This is a genomic window from Rhodopseudomonas sp. B29, from assembly GCF_000333455.1.
GTDB lineage: Bacteria > Pseudomonadota > Alphaproteobacteria > Rhizobiales > Xanthobacteraceae > Rhodopseudomonas.
Genome location: NZ_BADD01000270.1, coordinates 1 through 1,425, shown reverse-complemented (window position 1 = coordinate 1,425; position 1,425 = coordinate 1). Strand labels below are relative to the sequence as shown.

Below are 1,425 nucleotides of genomic sequence, written 5' to 3'. Positions count from 1 at the left end.
GTCGGCTTATGCTTCCGGTCGTCATGGTGTCGGGCAGGTTGCCGAGCGCGCTGCCTCGGTTTTCCAGCATGTTCTGGCGGCGCATCACCTGGTCGAGCTTCTTGTCGAACTGCTCCTGATCGAGCAACTGACGGCTGGTGGTGCGATCGACCTTGGCGCGTAGTTCGGAGATACGGTCTTCGTAGGCGTATTGCATCTCGGCCTGGCGCGCGATCAGCCGGGTCAGCACGTCGTCACGAAACGCGAAGTAGGTCGCTGTGGCAGCCGACCAGCAGCCGAGCAGTACGACGCTGCCGACCACGATCCAGAACACCACCGGCCCGATGCGGACCTGTTTGCCCGCGTGCGCAATGGTGTAGCTGGAGCCGCGTTCCGGCTCGGCTTTCCGGGGAGCGGGGCCGCGATGAGCCCGGTACTGATGCGGCCGGCCATGTTCGGGGGCTGGTTGATAAGGGGCGGCGGCGTGGCCGGAACGGTACGACATCGAAACTCCCGCGCCAGCTGGAAACGACTTGTGTTCCGGCACTCGGCGCGGGTGGATTTGAGCCCCTCATGGTTAATTTTCGGGAAATGCCGTCACAGTTCGCGCGCCGCGGCTAACACCTGCTCGGCGTGGCCGTCGACCTTCACGTTGCGCCAGACCTTGGCGATGTGACCGTCGCTCCCGATCAGAACCGTGGTTCGAAGAATCCCTTCGAACTTGCGGCCGTACAGGGATTTTTCGCCCCAGGCGCCGTAGGCTTCGAGCATCGCGTGGGTCGGATCGGATAGCAGCGGCGTGGTGAGCTGATGCTTGTCGCGAAACGAGTCCTGCGCCTTCACGGAATCGGCCGAGACGCCGATGACTCGTGTGCCGCAAGCTGCGAAGTCTTTCTTCAGTCGGCTGAAGTCGATCGCCTCGCGGGTGCAGCCGGGCGTGTTGGCCCGCGGGTAGAAGAAGATCACGAGCTTCTGCCCCGAACAGTCGGCCAGCTTCAGGATTTCGCCGCCGTCGCGGGCAAGTGCAAAGTCCGGGGCGCGGGCACCTTCGGCAAGCGCCGGCGCTGCCGCGGGGGGGCTGGGCTTCTTCGCAGCTTTGGCTGGCTTGGCGGGTGCCGTTGCCGCCTTCTTGGCGGGCTTGGGCATCGGCTTGGCGGCAGCAACCTTGCCAGCGGCGGGCTTGTTCGCTGGCGCGGCCGCAGCCGATGGCTTGGCCGGGCGCGCGGGCAGCTTGTTGCCGGCTTTTGCCGCAGCCTTTGATTTGGATGATTTCTCACGCGTTTGCTTGGACATACGCCTTCCTTTCGTCGCTTTCGCCGGGTCAAACAACGTCGTTGCGGGCGTCGCTGCGGCGCTGCCGCTTCTGGGCAATGCCGCCTGCCTCGGAGTATGGTTGCAGGGATTCGGCCCGACCGACCACCCCCTGGGGTGAACGGCCCGTTGGGC

At 65.2% G+C, this 1,425-nt stretch carries 1 protein-coding gene and 1 pseudogene; both read right to left on the bottom strand.

Going from position 1 to position 1,425, the window contains the following annotated elements; all coding sequences use genetic code 11:
• Window positions 1-484 (bottom strand): annotated as a pseudogene (locus I5M_RS29460) (M23 family peptidase); the annotation flags it as partial.
• Between the two features lie 92 nt (window positions 485-576).
• Window positions 577-1,272, bottom strand: coding sequence for a peroxiredoxin (locus tag I5M_RS09910; protein WP_022721259.1), 696 nt, complete (start codon window positions 1,270-1,272; stop codon window positions 577-579).
• Window positions 1,273-1,425 lie beyond the last annotated feature (153 nt).

Coding starts and splice junctions, on each gene's coding strand:
- I5M_RS09910 (WP_022721259.1), bottom strand. CDS start 1,272: ATGTCCAAGCAAACGCGTGAGAAATCATCCAAATCAAAGGCTGCGGCA.